Consider the following 15,208-nt stretch of genomic DNA (forward strand, 5'->3'; position numbering starts at 1 on the left):
GTAAAAAATAAAAAGAAGGCACACTCTATGCCTTCTTTCTTACTTTTTCACTTTCTGCGATTCAAAATATGCTTCTAAAATGCGCTTTCCAATCTTTTTATTCACCGGATTTTCTGTATCATTCACAACCCATGGTACAACAACAGAAAATGCAATTTCTGGATTATCGTACGGTGCATACCCAACAAACGTTAAGTTGTTGCATTTTGGACTCTTTCCATCTGAACCAGATTTCCGTAGTTCCTTATTAGGACCATCATAGTAAATTTCGGCTGTTCCTGTCTTTGCTGCGGGCATATAGAGATTGTCTTGTCCAAAATTCGAATATCCTGTTCCCGGAGGCGCCTCCACTACCATACGAAATCCTTTTTGTATTTGCTTGAGATAAGAGCTATCTTTCATATCAATGCTGTTTAGTACGACTGGTTCATTGGATTGAACGACAGCACCTATTTCTCCTTCCTTAGTTGTTGGCTTACGAATTTCTTTCACATATTGTGGCTTTAATCGATATCCTCCGTTCGCAATCGTAGAGACATACTGCGCTAATTGCAGAGGCGTATATGTATCATACTGACCAATCGCAAGGTCTAATAAAAAACCTGGTTTATCAGCAAGTCCTTTTAAACCGCTTGCTTCATTCGGTAAATCAATGCCAGTTGGAACACCAAGCCCAAACTTACCAAATGAATTTCTCATCTTGCGAAATGCCTCTTCTTTCACATTCAACTTCATATTTGCTTTATAATCAATCCCGGCAATTTTCATTGCTGTTTTAAACATATACGCATTGGACGATACTTGTAATGCCTGTAAATCCGTAATGTTTCCAAATACTTTATACGACTTTTTAACTGGTGTTCTATAAAGCAAAATCTCCTCATCTAGCAATGACGTACCCGGCTGAATGACACCTTCTTGATACCCCGTAAACACCGTTGCCCCTTTTACAACAGACCCCATTGGATAAGAGCTCGTCATCGTTCCAAGTGCGAAGTCTTGTATTTGCTCCTCATTTTCGACAAACTGTTTTCCTGCCATAGACAAAATCTCACCATTCTTCGGATTCATCATAACGACAAACGCTCGGTCAATGAGATGTTCCCCATTTCGCTTCGCAGCCTGTAATTCTTCTTCTATAATTTTCTCTACTTGCTTTTGCAATTCCATATCAATTGTTAAAAATAAATCTTTTCCACGTTCACCTTTAGAAAGATATATCGTCTCCATAATAGCACCGTTTTCATCTGTCACATTTTTCACTTGCGATTTTTTACCCTGAAGGACATCTTCATGTACTTGCTCAATATAGCTTTTTCCTACTCGATCCGTCCGGTTATATCCTCGGGCAAGGTAATAATCCAATCTCTCTTTCGGTAACCCTTCATTACTATTTGTAACACTACCAAGTACCGTTCGAAACATATTTTCATATGGATAGCTACGATCCCAATCACTTGTAATATCTACTCCTGGAAGTTCTGCTAACCTTTCGCTTACAATTGCATATTCTTGATCGGTTACCCCTTGATTTTTTATTGTTTGAGGAGTTAAAACATGTCCACCTTCCATTTGACGCTTAATCGCCAAAATCTCAATGTCTTCTGGAGTAAACTTTGCTAATTCTTCTTCCGTAATACGTTCTAACTGTCTCTTATAAAGATCTTTATCACTAATTTTTTTATCTTTTAGTAATTGTAAATCTTCTTTTGTTATTTTCTTTTCGGCCTGCTTTGGATTCAACTCTATCCAAAAATCCTTTTTATCACGCTCTGTAACTTTATCTATTGGCATTTCAATTAACTTCGCTAATTTCCTTGCAACTTCTAAACGATCTTCCTTTCTGGAACTTTTAGTCCTCGTATAACTAATCGTTCGCAGCGGCTTATTTTCTACAATAACACGATGATAACGATCATATATTTTCCCCCGTGGTACAGAAACATTTGTCGTTATATTTTCTACCCTCGCTACTTCTTGCTTATAGCTCTCCCCCTTGATAATCTGTAAAAGACCTAAACGAAAAATAAGTGCTGAAAATGCTATAAACACTATTAAAAACAGAAGATTCAGTCTAGAATGCATATAATTTTTCTTTTCCTTCTTCCCCATCCCTCTCACCCTTTTCTTTTATTACAATAATATCCATATAATATAATAAAACAGAAGAGTTTCCCAAACAACATTTTTTTACAATTCTAGAAAATAATAATTTTTAAATTTTACTTTTGCATGTTTTCACTATAATTATTGTTGACATTTTCGAAGTAGTAGTTTTATAATACAAAACATAGTTTATTTGAACGAAACATACAGGCAATGAAGGAATCATAGTAGTAGTTATATCCCTGTCTCAGAGAGCTGATGGTTGGTGGAAATCAGTACATATATAAACACGAATTACAATTCCAGAGCTTCTTTCTCGTAATGAACCTTTCATAAAGGGAAAGACGGATCTTTCCGTTATCTTAAGAGAGTGGTAAACAGTTTTTTGTTTACAAGTAGGGTGGTACCGCGATTCTTATCGTCCCTATCGGATTTCCGATAGGGGCTTTTTTGCGTGGCCTCCTTTTAATCAATTTTATATATACGCGTTGATAGAATAATAGTAGTGGCTTATATCCCTGTTTCAGAGAGCTGATGATTGGTGCGAATCAGTACATATATAAACATGAATTACAATTCTGGAGCTTCTTTCTCGTAGTGAACTTTTCATGAAGGGAAAGACGGAACTTTCCGTTATCTTAAGAGAGTGGTAAACAGTTTTTTTGTTTACAAGTAGGGTGATACCGCGATTTTTATCGTCCCTATCGGATTTTCCGATAGGGATTTTTCTATTTGCAGCTAAACAAATATTAAATAATTCGTAATTTTATGATAAAATTTTAGAAGCGCTTACATTTTTTTGAAAGGAGTGATGCGCATAAAAAAACAAACCATAGCACTTTTTTACATAAAAGGAGGATATCTATATGACAAAAACAGCAGAAATTCCATCACATTTAAAACCATTTGTATCAAAGCAGCATTACGACCAATACACACCTATTGATCACGCTGTATGGCGCTACATTATGAGACAAAATCATAACTTTTTAAAAGACGTTGCACATCCAGCATATGTAAACGGATTGCAGTCTTCCGGTATTAATATAGATGCCATTCCAAAAGTAGAAGAAATGAACAATTGTTTAGCACCGAGCGGCTGGGGAGCTGTTACAATTGACGGTTTAATTCCTGGCGTAGCATTCTTTGATTTCCAAGGACATGGTCTCCTGCCAATTGCGACAGATATTCGCAAAGTAGAAAATATTGAATATACACCAGCTCCTGACATTGTTCATGAAGCAGCTGGACATGCACCAATTCTACTCGATCCTACATATGCAAAATATGTAAAATTGTTCGGACAGATTGGAGCAAAAGCTTTCTCTACAAAGGAAGAGCACGAATTATTTGAAGCGGTTCGCCAATTAACGATTGTAAAAGAGAGCCGCACATCTACTCCAGAAGAAATTATTGCGGCAGAGAAAGAAGTGGAAGAAAAACAAAAACATGTTTCTGGCCTATCAGAAGCAGAACAAATTTCCCGTCTTTTCTGGTGGACAGTAGAATACGGATTGATTGGTGATATACAGAATCCGAAAATTTACGGTGCTGGACTTCTTTCATCTGTAGGTGAAAGCAAACATTGTTTAACTGACGCCGTTAAAAAAGTTCCATTCTCCATTGAATCATGTATTCAAACGAGCTACGATGTAACAAAAATGCAACCGCAGCTTTTTGTATGTGGTTCTTTCGAAGAATTGATTGAAGCACTTAAAAAATTCTCAGAAACAATGGCATTCAAATCAGGTGGTACAAAAGGTTTGGATAAAGCACTGCGTTCTGAAAATACAGCGACAGTTACTTTAAACAGCGGATTACAAATTACAGGAACACTAGTTGAAGTAGTAAAAGATGAAAGTGGCGAGGCTATTTATATAAAAACGGGTAGTCCAACTGCATTAGCTATCAATCATACACAATTGCCAAATCATTCTACAGATGTGCACCAAGATGGGTTTGGTACACCAATTGGATTGTTACAAAATAATATCGCATTAGAGTCTTGTACAGACGAAGAATTAAACACATTAGGAATCTCTGTTGGTAACAAAACTGAGCTTACCTTTACAAGCGGTGTACATGTGACAGGGACAGTAACCGACATTATTAAAAATGAGGAAAAAGTCGCTGTCATTTCATTTACAAATTGTACAGTCACTTTAAAAGATCGCTTATTATTTGATGCGGCCTGGGGTACATTTGATATGGCAGTTGGTTCAGCAATTCCTTCTGTTTTCCCTGGTGCAGCAGATCCAACAGCTTTCTTCCCAATAGCAGAAGAAGATGAAGTAATACCTGCACCGCGCGCACAAACAGAACTTGAAAAAATGTACGAAACGGTTCGTGATATACGCAGCGAAGGTTCATTACACGAACAGCATATAGAACAGCTTGCAGCAATCCATCACGTATTAGATAAGTTTTATGAAAAAGAATGGCTACTGCGCCTTGAGATTTTAGAGTTATTACTAGAACATAAAGTGAAGATTCCAGAACGTGCAGCATTGTTACAACAGCTTTCTTCCTTTAAAAATAATGAAGAAGTTCAGCGTTTAATCAATAACGGGCTTGCCTTACTCCCAATAAAGGATGTGACAAATAATGCAACGACTAACTAATGAAGAGGTTCAAGAAGAGTTAATGAAGTTGGATAAATGGACAGTAAAAGACGAAAAATGGATTGAACGCAAATACATGTTCTCCGACTACTTAAAAGGTGTCGAATTTGTTTCTGAAGCGGCCAAACTATCAGAAGAACACAATCACCATCCATTTATCCTTATCCAGTATAAAGCAGTTATTATCACGTTGTCATCATGGAATGCAAAAGGTTTGACAAAACTTGATTTTGAAATGGCAAAACAGTTTGATGAGATGTTTTTACAAAATGAAAAAACAATTATAAGATAATATCAAATGAACCAGCCAGAAACTTTTCTGCTGGTTCATTTCATGTAACTAGACATGTAGGAGGAACATAATTGAAAAAACTCATTCAACTTTTTCTCGGTGCATTTGTCGCTTGGCTAATCATTAGTTTCTTCACAAACAATTACAATTCGGGTAGTTTATTTCTTTTCATACTAGGTGCAATTTCTGGGTATCAAATCGGAAAGAATAAGGGATAACATCTCGTACTTCTGCTTATTGCTTATTACATTAGAAAAAGACAAAAAAGAAGCCACTATTTAGGCTTCCTTTTTCTATCTCACACGAGAATGAATATGATACACTTCATTTTCCTACATAACAGATGTTCCAATATGCCTTATACTTACCTGTTAGTTCAATCATGAACTATTTCAAATCAATTGTTGTGAATTAGTACTAGTCTTTTTTCAATACTGTCGCTTTTAAGAAACGATCTACAAATCCTTCTGCTTTCACAACAAATAAGTAAGCGCCCATTGCTAATAATGCAAGATCTATTTCATATCCAGGATTTTTTCCATCTCCTAATAAACCAGCTGACCATTTTACTTTTACAATTGCTCCAACTAAAATAAGTGCAAATAATAGTCCGACATATCTTACGCCTAAACCGATAATTAAACAAATACCACCAACTAATTCTACTGTCGCAACGCCATATGCAAGACCCCCTGGTAAACCAATACTTGTAAACCAGCCTGCAATGTTATCGATTCCTGCTTGAAACTTCGCTAAACCATGAGCAAAAAACGTAACTCCTAATACAATTCGAATAATTAAATTACCAATATATTGATTCATTGTTATTTCTCCTTTATTGTTTTGTTATATAAAACTTTTTTTCACATTACAAAACATACAATAAATTTTTTTATTCGTCAATTGATTTTTATTGAGAAAAAATAAAAAAGATTTGCTATGATACAAATATCTGTTTAGAAAAAGGAGATCGAGCATTATGAATATCGGTTCGACAATACGTGAAATTCGACAACGCAGAGGCATTACAATTGCGCAAATTTGTGAAGGAACAGGGCTTTCTAAAGGATTTATGAGCCAAGTGGAGAACAATAAAACCTCTCCATCTATATCTACTCTAGAAACAATCGCTCATTTTTTAAATGTTCCTCTTCCTTATTTATTGTTAGAGCAAAAAAATCGAATGAAAGTTGTTAAAAAAGAAGAACGAAAATATAGTATTTACGGAAAAGACCAGCAAAAAATTGAACATGTAGCTGAACAAGGCGGACTGCGTTTATCATTAGTAGAAATTCCTATTGGCTTTCCGAAAGAAAACACGCCAAATGCTCATGAAGGAGAAGAATGTCATCTTGTCTTGCGCGGAAAATTAGAAGTACAACACGGAGAAGATATTGCAATTGTAGAAGAAGGAGATTCGTTTTCTTGGAGTGCTTGCGTACCGCATATCGTTCGTAATATTGGGGATGAAGCTGCACTTCTTCTTATTTCAAGCTATACTGAAAATCGAAAACATGTGTATTGAAGCATTGTGAACAAATTTGTTTGCAGTGATTTCATTATAAAATAAAAAAGAACAGGTTGTTTAAGTTACGAACCCTGTTCTTTTCATTGAATAAACGAGAACATCCATATCATGAAATAGCACCGTCTTCTCATAAGCCATACCTGTTTTTCTTGCCACAAAAATAGAAGCTGGGTGATTGGGATTAATAAGAGAAATGAGTTTTTCAAGCTTAAGCACTTGAAAACCGTAATCACGAAAAGCAGCCGCTGCCTCTTTCGCATATCCGTTTCCCCAATATTGCGGAAGCAACCAATATCCGATTTCCACCTCTTCTTTTCCATCAACACGCTGCCGAACAATTCCTGCATGACCAATTGGTTCACCAGTCTCTCTATGTAACATCATAAATAAACCAAGTCCACGTTCATATCCTGGAAAAATCCAACTTTCAAGGCTTTTTTTACATTGTTCATACGTTTTTGGATTACCTCTACCAATGTATCGAATCACTTTCTCATTTCCCCATAAAGAAGCATAAAAATCTAGATCATCAATCGTATATTTCCGAAACTGTAAACGTTCTGTGTGAAACATAGCCTCCCCCCCCTTATGTAAATTATAAACAAAAGAAAACAATAGTTGTTTACAAATTTGTAAACAACTATTGTTTTCTTTCTTACTAGCGTAAATGAATTCAAATAAGAGATTGTGGAATTTTTTTGATGCACCAAACATTAACCATCAGTGAAGGATGCCCCTCCTACTAATGGAGGGTTCACTTTATTGTTCCATTACTTAAAAGTTTTATTTTTATCAAAAAAACGCCACTTAAAGGTACGTACTCTTTAAGTAGCGTTTCTATCTATAACACCTGCTCATTTTCGTTCTCCTCTAGCTTGTCACCCAGCTCTTTTGCACGGCGGAAAAAATAAAACGAACCGCCTAAAAAGGCAACGATAACCCCCATCATGGCAAACATTTGCACCGTTTCTTTTTGTCCATTTGGGAGTAATAAACCGAGCATTAAAAATGCACTTAGTGCTAGCATGACTTGGCCGAAGCGAATATAATCTGCAATTTTTTGCTGCAATTCTTTCATTCTTTTATCACTCCTCTTTCTTCACTTTATCATATTTTCATCGTTTCGTAGGCAAGTAAATATAACCAATGAGGGAGAAGTTTTCCGTAAGAAAAAGAGCCGCAATACACGCGGCTCTTTCTTTCATTACACACCTTTATATGCTTGCATATAAACTTCTTTTAATTCTGAAATAAGCGGTAATTTCGGATTTGCTGTTGTACATTGATCTTCAAATGCTCGTTCAGAAAGTACATCAACAACCGCTTCAAATACTTCTTTTTCAACACCTTGGCCAGCAACGCTCATATTAATATTTAATTCTTTTCCAAGAGCGATAATGGCTTGTACTAATGATTCCACGCCTTCTTCTACTGTACGTGCTGGCAGACCAAGCATTCTTGCGATATGTGCATAACGCTCATCTGCAACAAAGTGCTCATATTTAGGGAATAGCGCATGTTTTCTCGGTTTAATTGCATTATAGCGAATAACATGCGGCATTAAGATTGCATTAGCACGTCCGTGCGGAATATGAAACTCCGGTCCAATTTTATGTGCTAAGCTATGGTTAATACCAAGAAACGCATTGGCAAATGCCATCCCAGCAATTGCTGAAGCATTATGCATTTTTTCACGGGCCTCTTCGTCATTTCCATCCTTATATGCACGTGGTAAATATTTAAAGACAAGATCAATTGCTTTTAAAGCTAATCCATCTGTATAATCGTTTGCCATAATAGATACGTACGCTTCAATCGCATGTGTTAATACGTCCATTCCTGTGTCAGCAGTCACATGCGGTGGTACTGTCATAACGAACTGCGGGTCAACGATCGCAACATCTGGTGTTAACTCATAATCAGCAAGCGGATATTTAATATTGTTCTTTTTATCTGTAATAACTGCAAATGGCGTTACTTCTGATCCTGTTCCAGATGTTGTAGGAATTGCAACAAACTGTGCTTTAGTTCCTAGTTTTGGATATTTACATGTACGTTTTCTAATATCTAAAAACTTTTGTTTGATACCAAAGAATTCTGTTTCTGGATGCTCATAAAATAGCCACATTCCTTTTGCTGCATCCATCGCTGATCCGCCGCCAAGAGCAATAATCACGTCCGGCTTGAAACTTCTCATCATTTCTGCACCTTTAAATACAGTTTCATCTGACGGATCTGGTTCTACTTCAAAGAATACTTCCACCTTTACATCATTCATATGTTGACGTAAATAATACGTTACTGTATCAACATATCCCAGCTTCACCATTCCAGGATCTGTCACAATAAACGCTCGTGAAATATTCGGCATTTTCGCTAAATATTGCGTTGCATGTTTTTCAAAATAAATTTTTGGTGGCAGCTTGAACCACTGCATATTCTTTTTTCTGTTTGCAAGTCTTTTTATATTCAGTAAATGTGTTGCCGTTACGTTTTGAGAAACAGAGTTCTTTCCGTATGATCCGCATCCAAGTGTAAGTGATGGAATGAAAGCATTATATACATCACCAATTCCGCCGTGTGCTGACGGAGCATTTACAATAAGACGACATGCTTTCATACGTAAACCAAACTGTTTTTGTACTTCTGTATTTGTAGAGTGAATGACTGCAGAATGCCCTAACCCGCCAAGCTCTAACATATTTTCACAATGCTGTAATCCTTCTTCTAATGAATTTGCTTTTATACAAGCTAATACCGGACTTAATTTTTCACGCGATAACGGATAATCTGCACCGACTCCTTTAATTTCAGCTACAAGCATCTTTGTGTCTTCAGGTACTGTAATTCCAACTAAAGCTGCAATATAATGAGCGGATTTCCCTACGATATCGCTATTTACTGCACATGTATTTTCATTAATAACAAGTTTCTCTAATTTTTTTCGTTCTTCTGCTGTTACAAAGTAACAATTGTTCGCTGTCATTTCTTGTTTCACATCATTATAGATTTCTTTATCTACAATAATTGCTTGTTCAGAAGCACAAATCATACCGTTATCAAATGTTTTCGATAAGATTACATCATTTACAGCTCGCTTCACATGTGCTGATTTTTCTATATAACAAGGAACGTTACCTGGTCCTACCCCTAAAGCTGGTTTACCAGTTGAATACGCTGATTTCACCATTCCTGCGCCTCCTGTTGCTAGAACAAGTGCTACTCCTTCATGATTCATAAGTTGCTTTGTCGCTTCAACAGAAGGTCTTTCAATCCATTGAATGCAATTCTCTGGTGCTCCTGCTTTTACTGCAGCATCACGCACTGTTTTAGCAGCTGCGATAGAACATTGCTGCGCTGAAGGATGGAATGCAAAAATAATTGGGTTTCTCGTTTTCATCGCAATGATTGCTTTAAACATCGTTGTTGAAGTTGGGTTTGTTACTGGCGTTACCCCAGCAACCACCCCAACCGGCTCTGCAATTTCTATAACTTCCTCATGTGGATCCTCACGAATAATCCCCACTGTTTTATCGTTTTTTATACTATGCCAAATGTATTCAGTTGCGAAAATATTTTTGATACATTTGTCTTCATACACACCGCGACCCGTTTCTTCAACAGCCATTTTTGCTAATGGCATATGTTGATCCACACCCGCAAGTGCCATTTCATGTACAATGTTGTCAATTTGTTCCTGTGTAAATCCTTCCAATGCTTGTAAAGCTTTTTGACCATTCTTTACTAACGCCTCAATCATCTCTGTTACTTCTTGCATTTCATTTACAACTTTCTCTTTGACTGCCATGTAATTTCCTCCTATTCTGCTCTTGGACATAATATGTCCATCAGGGTCTCAAACTGTCCCTATTAGCTAAAAAAATAGAACTACCTTTTCTACATGAATCTCATTGTTTGTGAAACATTTCACATAAATATGTGTAAAGTATCTTGTTTCATGTTCTTACTATACACGAGATATTTTTATTTGTGTGTGTCTAATTTGTGAAAAGTTTCACAAATTAGAAGCATAAGAAACAAGCACTACTTCATTCAGTAGTGCTTGTTCGATTATGATAATGCTCGTGCTAAATCTTCAATTAAATCTTCTCCGTCTTCAATTCCAACTGAAATACGAATTAATGTATCTGTAATTCCTAGTTCTACACGGCGCTCTACTGGAATAGAAGCATGTGTCATTTGAGAAGGAATTGAAATTAGGCTTTCTACTGCACCTAGACTTTCAGCAAGTGTAAAGTATTGTACTTTCTCAAGAACAGCGTTTAATGTTTCTTTACTATCTACATCAAACGAAATAATTGCACCAAAGCCATTTGCTTGCTCTGCTGCTAATTCATGATTATGGTGAATGCTAAGTCCTGGATAGTACACTTTGTTTACTTTCGGATGATTTTGTAAAAACTCAGCAATTGCACGAGCATTTGCTTCATGCTCTTCCATACGTACTCCTAACGTTTTTAAACCACGTAGTAATAAAAAGCTATCTTGCGGTCCTAAAATACCACCTGTTGAGTTTTGTACGAAATGAAGCTCTTCTGCTAACTCCGCACTATTTACAGCTACTACTCCAGCAACAACATCACTATGACCACCTAAATATTTGGTTGCACTATGAAGTACAATATCTGCACCAAGAGAGATTGGTGTTTGCCAATATGGTGTCATAAATGTATTATCAACAATTGTTAATAAGCCTTGTTCTTTAGCGAGCGCTGCAATTTGTTTAATATCTGTAATTTTTAAAAGTGGATTCGTCGGCGTTTCCACATAAATTGCTTTTGTATTTGGAAGAATTGCTTCTCTTACTACTTCTAAGTTTGTTGTGTCAACAAATGTATGTTCAATTCCAAAACGATTTAATACTTTTGACATTACACGGTATGTTCCACCGTATACATCATCTGTTAAAACAACATGATCTCCTTTAGAGAAAAGCATCATCACTGCTGTAATTGCTGCCATACCTGATCCAAATGCGAATCCTGCATGACCATTTTCAAGAACAGCAATTGTTTCTTCAAGAGCTGCACGAGTTGGATTTCCCGTACGTGAATATTCGTACCCTTTATGATTTCCTACACCTTCTTGTTTGTACGTACTCGTTTGATAAATCGGTACTGTCACAGCTCCAGTTGAAGGTTCTCCGATATGAATACCATGAATTAATTTCGTTTTTTTTCTCATTTTTATTCCCACCCTTTGTATATATTCTTACTCAAATAGCGTTCACTACTATCTGGAAAAATTGTTACAATATTTGTGCCTGGCCTTGCTTTCTCTGCCTCTAATAAGCTTGCATGAAGTGCTGCACCCGAAGAACTACCAACAAGAAGTCCTTCTTTTTGTGCCAATTGTTTCACACGAGAGAATGCATCACGATCTGAAATCGTATGAACGGCATCAAAATATGATGGATCCAGAAATGGCGGTATAAATTCAAGTCCAATTCCTTCTGTCTCATGAGAGCCGGCTTCGCCCCCATTTAAAATTGAGCCTTCTGGTTCAACAATTACTGTTTTAATCTGTTGACTTTGTTCTTTTAAATATGACGCTGTTCCCATAAATGTTCCACCGGTACCAGCACCAGCGACAAATATGTTAATGTTTCCGTCTAGTGCTTCCCACAGTTCGGGACCTAATGTTTTATAATATGCACGTGGATTTGCTTCATTAGCAAATTGACTTGGAGAATATGAATTTGGAATTTCTTTAAGAAGCTCTTCAGCTTTTGCAATAGCACCTGTCATACCTTTTGAAGTTGGTGTATGAACAATCGTTGCACCAAGAGCTTTCATAAGTTCTTGTTTTTCAATACTAAACTTCTCTGGGACGCAAACGATCACATGTAAATCATGCTCAAGTGCTGCAAGTGCTAATCCAATTCCTGTATTACCAGCTGTTGGTTCAATAATTGTTCCACCTGGTGCAACAAGCCCTCTAGCAAGAGCATCCTCAATTAATTCTCGTCCTAACCGATCTTTCACACTTCCTCCTGGGTTATAGAACTCAAGCTTCGCAAAAAGCCGAACACCTTCTGGAAGTAAAAAACGCGTGATTTCAACAAGTGGTGTATGTCCGATTAGGTCATGAACATTGCGATACACTTTCATCGTATTTCCTCCTTACCTAACACCTCAAAAGAAAAAGGCAACTGTATGTATATCCTATATATGAAACAGTTGCCTTTTTGCTACATTACTTTAACTCTTCTAATACTTTTACAATAAAGTTTGTAGAATGAAGAGCTGCTTGATCTAAAAATTGGTCGAACGAAATATCTGATTCCTTACCAGCGATATCAGAAAGTGCTCGAATGATTACAAATGGCACTTTATATTGATAACATACTTGAGCAACTGCTGCTGCTTCCATTTCTACTGCATATAGATCAGTAAATTTCTCACGAACAAACGCAACGCGGTTTGGATCGCTCATAAAAGAATCTCCCGTTGCAATCATACCTTTTACAACTTGAATGCCATCTGTTGTTTGCATACATTTTTCAGCTAATGCAACAAGTTCTTCATCTGCTGGAAATCCCGCTGGCATTCCTGGTACTTGACCGTATTCATAATCAAATGCCGTTACATCAACGTCATGATGACGAACTTCTGTTGAAATCACAACATCCCCTACATTTAAAGAATGATGGAATCCACCAGCTGAACCTGTATTAATGATTTTTTCCGGCTTATAACGCTCTAATAAAATCGTTGTTGACATTGCTGCGTTTACTTTACCGATACCAGACTTCAGCAAGATCACTTCATGACCTGCTAGTGTACCCTTCGTAAATTCACAACCTGCAACTGTTTCCGTTTCTGCTTCTTCTAACTTGTCACGTAAAATACGTACTTCTTCTTCCATTGCTCCGATTACAGCAATTCTCAATCTAATCCCTCTTTCTATTGCTTCGTTGCCTCCATTACCCAAACGTAATGATTCATACGGGTGAATGTGACTTGAAAGCCATTGTTTTCAAAAATAGATTGCATGACTGGAATACGTGTATAATATTCCGTTTGTAAATCATTTGCTAACTGGTGAAACCCTCGCTTCTCTGCAGCTTCAACAGTTTTATCATGTGCTTCTTGATCTACAAATATCGTGTCAGCAAACACTATTTTACCACCTTTATTTAGTAATTGACTATACTTCGCAATTGCTACATTTTTTTCTTGATCTGTTAAGTGGTGAAAAGCATACGTACTGACAATCGTATCAACATGTGAAGGAATAACAAAGTTCAGAAAATCACCATCTGTAATAGATGCACCTTGCGGAAGTTTCTCTCTAGCAATTATACGCATTTCTTTTGACGGCTCTATACCATAAACAGTGTAACCAGCAGCTAATAATCTATTTGTTAAGTTGCCAGTACCAACACCGAATTCTAAAATATTACCAAAAGATTTATTTACTACATCCTCTAAAATTTCCTCATAATGAGCGAAAACTTCTTTATATTGTACATCCTCGCCCTGTACGAAAGAATCATACGTATGAGCCCATTCATCAAATAGTTCATTAAATTCTGTACCCATAAAAATCCCCCTTTTTCTTATCGGATTTATCAGTATAATATGCCTTATACGCTAAAAAGTCAACAAAAATGCACATGGTATTTCTTAGTTGTCTTTGATACACTAAACTATGAACATGTGAAAAGAGGTGTGCGCCTTGTCGTTTACATTTGAAATGATGGAAGATAAAGTTGAGTTTTTTGAAGCAGCTAGCTTAGCATCACTAGAAAAGAAGATCAATGAACAAATTGATAATAATAAGGCACTTATGATGGAAGTACATCAGGTTTCACATCAAATGGTGATGGATCCCGAAAGCAAACGACCATATTATAGTGCTGTTGTCCATTTTAAGTTGAAAAAATTGCGTTAAAAAAAGAGAGAGGCTTTATCACCTCTCTCTTTTTTAGTTCAGGACTTGAACAAGCGTTGGTTTCCAACCCTCATTTTCTACCCAATCAATATTTACATGATATTTTTTACCTGTTTGTTTATCTGTTACTTTACCATATGCTTTCTGTTTCCCGTTATTTCCAATACGGTTATACACCAACTGATCTTCTGGGATATCAATTGCATACGCAATCGCTTTTTTCATCTCATTCCAGTCAGCACTTCCTTGTTGGAATGTCATTGCTGGTGATTGACCTTGCTCTGTACCAACTGGCTTCCAAGCTGATTTTGTATATGCTTCTGTCGCTGTTGCAATTGTTTTCTCTGCGGATACTTTTTCATTTTCTTTTGCTTTCGCCTCTTCTTCCGCTTTCTTTTTCGCTTCTTCGTCTTTTTTCTTTTGATCTGCTGCTTTTGCTTCTTCTTTCTTCTTAGCTGCTTCTTCTTTTTCTTTCTTTTTCGCAGCATCAGTTTGCTGCGCTACCTTTTTATCACTGGACGCAACTTGCTCTGTCTTATCAGAAGTAAAGAATAGTTGATATGCTACAATTACTACCGCTAATAGTACGATACCAATTGCAATATTCAAAACACCATTTTGACGACGCCTTTGTTGTTTTTGTTGAAATCTAGTTCCTGCCATCATTCAAACCTCCATGACATTTTTCATACTTGTTATTGTAACATCAAATGCACAAAGGTTGAAGGATTAGGACTACTTTTT

Annotated in this window: 15 protein-coding genes and 2 other annotated features; of the genes, 5 read left to right on the forward strand and 10 right to left on the reverse strand. The window is 36.7% G+C overall.

Annotation, left to right across the window (positions count from 1 at the left end; translation table 11 throughout):
• Positions 1-39: 39 nt before the first annotated feature.
• Positions 40-2,112 (reverse strand): peptidoglycan D,D-transpeptidase FtsI family protein, encoded by a 2,073-nt coding sequence (locus tag ACFQZ1_RS04075; RefSeq protein WP_377880818.1) that lies wholly within the window; start codon positions 2,110-2,112, stop codon positions 40-42.
• Positions 2,113-2,310: 198 nt separating this feature from the next.
• Positions 2,311-2,535, forward strand: a binding site (T-box leader).
• Between the two features lie 50 nt (positions 2,536-2,585).
• Positions 2,586-2,812: a binding site (T-box leader), on the forward strand.
• Positions 2,813-2,972: 160 nt separating this feature from the next.
• On the opposite strand from ACFQZ1_RS04075, the gene ACFQZ1_RS04080 reads away from it, so the two are divergent.
• The 3 genes from ACFQZ1_RS04080 to ACFQZ1_RS04090 all read left to right on the forward strand — a co-directional run bounded on the left by ACFQZ1_RS04080 (position 2,973) and on the right by ACFQZ1_RS04090 (position 5,237).
• Positions 2,973-4,727: an aromatic amino acid hydroxylase gene (locus tag ACFQZ1_RS04080; protein WP_377880819.1), complete on the forward strand. Its 1,755-nt coding sequence runs from the start codon at positions 2,973-2,975 to the stop codon at positions 4,725-4,727.
• A complete protein-coding gene (locus ACFQZ1_RS04085) occupies positions 4,708-5,019 on the forward strand; it encodes a 4a-hydroxytetrahydrobiopterin dehydratase (RefSeq protein WP_377881044.1) in 312 nt (103 codons plus the stop codon). Before ACFQZ1_RS04080 ends, ACFQZ1_RS04085 begins: the two co-directional genes overlap by 20 nt.
• Positions 5,020-5,090: 71 nt before the next feature.
• Positions 5,091-5,237 carry a tRNA U-34 5-methylaminomethyl-2-thiouridine biosynthesis protein gene (locus tag ACFQZ1_RS04090; protein ID WP_377880820.1) on the forward strand — a complete coding sequence of 49 codons (147 nt, stop codon included), beginning with the start codon at positions 5,091-5,093 and terminating at the stop codon, positions 5,235-5,237.
• Between the two features lie 199 nt (positions 5,238-5,436).
• On the opposite strand, the gene ACFQZ1_RS04095 is transcribed toward ACFQZ1_RS04090, so the two are convergent.
• The gene (locus ACFQZ1_RS04095) at positions 5,437-5,841 is read right to left on the reverse strand and encodes a DoxX family protein (protein WP_377880821.1); all 405 of its coding nucleotides are present in this window, start codon (positions 5,839-5,841) and stop codon (positions 5,437-5,439) included.
• A gap of 157 nt (positions 5,842-5,998) precedes the next feature.
• Between ACFQZ1_RS04095 and ACFQZ1_RS04100 the strand changes: the two genes are divergently transcribed.
• The gene (locus tag ACFQZ1_RS04100) at positions 5,999-6,544 is read left to right on the forward strand and encodes a helix-turn-helix domain-containing protein (protein WP_377880822.1); all 546 of its coding nucleotides are present in this window, start codon (positions 5,999-6,001) and stop codon (positions 6,542-6,544) included.
• Between the two features lie 60 nt (positions 6,545-6,604).
• Here the strand turns inward: ACFQZ1_RS04100 and ACFQZ1_RS04105 are convergent, their stop codons facing one another.
• The 7 genes from ACFQZ1_RS04105 to ACFQZ1_RS04135 all read right to left on the reverse strand — a co-directional run bounded on the left by ACFQZ1_RS04105 (position 6,605) and on the right by ACFQZ1_RS04135 (position 14,112).
• Positions 6,605-7,120 (reverse strand): GNAT family N-acetyltransferase, encoded by a 516-nt coding sequence (locus ACFQZ1_RS04105; protein ID WP_377880823.1) that lies wholly within the window; start codon positions 7,118-7,120, stop codon positions 6,605-6,607.
• A gap of 268 nt (positions 7,121-7,388) precedes the next feature.
• Positions 7,389-7,625, reverse strand: a complete 237-nt coding sequence (locus tag ACFQZ1_RS04110) for a YrhC family protein (RefSeq protein WP_377880824.1) — start codon at positions 7,623-7,625, stop codon at positions 7,389-7,391.
• 126 nt (positions 7,626-7,751) lie between these two features.
• A complete protein-coding gene (adhE, locus tag ACFQZ1_RS04115) occupies positions 7,752-10,355 on the reverse strand; it encodes a bifunctional acetaldehyde-CoA/alcohol dehydrogenase (protein ID WP_377880825.1) in 2,604 nt (867 codons plus the stop codon).
• 263 nt (positions 10,356-10,618) lie between these two features.
• Positions 10,619-11,752 carry a bifunctional cystathionine gamma-lyase/homocysteine desulfhydrase gene (locus tag ACFQZ1_RS04120; RefSeq protein WP_377880826.1) on the reverse strand — a complete coding sequence of 378 codons (1,134 nt, stop codon included), beginning with the start codon at positions 11,750-11,752 and terminating at the stop codon, positions 10,619-10,621.
• Positions 11,753-11,754: 2 nt separating this feature from the next.
• Positions 11,755-12,678, reverse strand: a complete 924-nt coding sequence (locus tag ACFQZ1_RS04125) for an O-acetylserine dependent cystathionine beta-synthase (RefSeq protein ID WP_377880827.1) — start codon at positions 12,676-12,678, stop codon at positions 11,755-11,757.
• Positions 12,679-12,763: 85 nt separating this feature from the next.
• Positions 12,764-13,459, reverse strand: a complete 696-nt coding sequence (gene mtnN / locus ACFQZ1_RS04130) for a 5'-methylthioadenosine/S-adenosylhomocysteine nucleosidase (protein ID WP_377880828.1) — start codon at positions 13,457-13,459, stop codon at positions 12,764-12,766.
• Positions 13,460-13,473: 14 nt separating this feature from the next.
• Positions 13,474-14,112, reverse strand: coding sequence for a class I SAM-dependent DNA methyltransferase (locus ACFQZ1_RS04135; RefSeq protein WP_377880829.1), 639 nt, complete (start codon positions 14,110-14,112; stop codon positions 13,474-13,476).
• Between the two features lie 136 nt (positions 14,113-14,248).
• Here ACFQZ1_RS04135 and ACFQZ1_RS04140 point away from each other — a divergent pair, with 136 nt between their 5' ends.
• Positions 14,249-14,464: a YrzA family protein gene (locus tag ACFQZ1_RS04140; protein ID WP_377880830.1), complete on the forward strand. Its 216-nt coding sequence runs from the start codon at positions 14,249-14,251 to the stop codon at positions 14,462-14,464.
• A 33-nt stretch (positions 14,465-14,497) separates the two neighbouring features.
• Here the strand turns inward: ACFQZ1_RS04140 and ACFQZ1_RS04145 are convergent, their stop codons facing one another.
• Positions 14,498-15,130: a YrrS family protein gene (locus ACFQZ1_RS04145; protein WP_377880831.1), complete on the reverse strand. Its 633-nt coding sequence runs from the start codon at positions 15,128-15,130 to the stop codon at positions 14,498-14,500.
• Positions 15,131-15,208 lie beyond the last annotated feature (78 nt).

Origin of the sequence: Bacillus sp. CGMCC 1.60114 (assembly GCF_042676365.1) — a bacterium.
Taxonomy (GTDB): domain Bacteria; phylum Bacillota; class Bacilli; order Bacillales; family Bacillaceae_G; genus Bacillus_A; species Bacillus_A rhizoplanae_A.